Source organism: Staphylococcus microti (assembly GCF_000934465.1).
Classification (GTDB): domain Bacteria; phylum Bacillota; class Bacilli; order Staphylococcales; family Staphylococcaceae; genus Staphylococcus; species Staphylococcus microti.
This window is the reverse complement of the sequence record NZ_JXWY01000030.1, coordinates 1-1,403: the sequence shown is the minus strand read 5'-3', so window position 1 is coordinate 1,403 and position 1,403 is coordinate 1. Positions and strand designations below refer to the sequence as shown.

General features: G+C 29.1%; 1 protein-coding gene. It reads right to left on the bottom strand.

Annotated elements, in window-relative coordinates; translation table 11 throughout:
• On the bottom strand, window positions 1–1,360 hold a 1,360-nt coding region (locus tag TP70_RS03720; RefSeq protein ID WP_248783007.1), incomplete at its 3' end, for an IS1182 family transposase.
• Window positions 1,361–1,403 lie beyond the last annotated feature (43 nt).

Below are 1,403 nucleotides of genomic sequence, written 5' to 3'. Positions count from 1 at the left end.
GTAGCCTTACTATTTCTGAAACTTTTTTGATTTTTGTTAGTCTTTTAAAATTATAAGCAACACAAATTAGGGCTGCTTCTGCACCTACAGATTCCAGCCCCTTTCCTAAAAAGAATGTATAACCGTAATATCTTTTAATAGTCCCAAAAGGGTGTTCTACAATATGTGACCTTTTTTTATAAATTTCATTATTATTCTCAGTTTCTCTCTTCACTTTTTCGAGTATTTCTTCATATTCCCAGCGCTGAATATTTCTACCCCTTACAGACTTTGTACACAAATGATGAGCAGAACAAGCTTGACAACTCTTTTCACCAATATACCTTTTATACATCATGCCATTTTTAGTTGTTTTTTCTGTAAAAGGAAGTTCTTTTCCTTCTGGACAAATATAAGAATCTGTATCTTTTTGATATTGGAATTTTTCTTTTGAGTACTGTGTCCCACCTAGTATATTTTTGGATTTTTGCGGTTTAATGTATACAGTATTATCGTCATCTACACAGTTTTTAATTTCTTTCATATTGTAATAGCCTGTATCAGCTAATATAATTCTATTCTTATCTTTTGTTAATAATTTGTTTGTTTTTGAAACCATAGAAGCTAATTGACTTTGATCATTTATGTCATTCACAACATCTAGTGTAACAATTAATTTATGTTTACTATCAACAGAAGATTGCATATTATAAGATATATCGATTTTCCCATTATTTTTCATAGCTCTTGAGTCTGGATCGGTAGTGGTTAATTGTTTCTTATTTTCTTTTTTCATTTCATTTTTTAGTTCAGTTAACTCTTTCTTTTTCACTTCATATCGCATGATTTTTGACTTAACCGATGAAACTGTTTCTTGGTTTAATATACTTTCCTCAGAAATCTTTTCTAGTTGATGTATATATTTATCAATTTTTTCATCTATATAATTTATCTTTTTCGTCAGTCCATTTGGAGTAATATAATTACTTTTACTATTTTGAGCAGTGATTTTTGTCCCATCAATTGCGATAATTCTACCGTCAATTAATCCCCATCCTTTTAAAATATATGTAAAAGTTTTCATGACTTGTTTAAAACTCTGACGATTCTCTTTAAGAAATAACGAGATAGTTCCGTGGTCAGGACAAATACTATTTACTAACCACATTAATTCAATATTTCTTTTACATTCTACTTCTAAAGATCGTGATGATCTAATTTTATTAAAGTATCCATATATAAATAACTTTAATAAATCTTTTCTCTCATAAGGTTGTTGTCCACGGTTGTTTTTACTATATTCTTTAATTCCTAAATCTTTCAAACAGAGAGACTCTACAAACGCATCAATTGCCCGAACAGGGTTTTCCTCCTCAATCATTTCATCTAAAGTTAATAATTGAAAGCTTACTTGATTTCTTGAA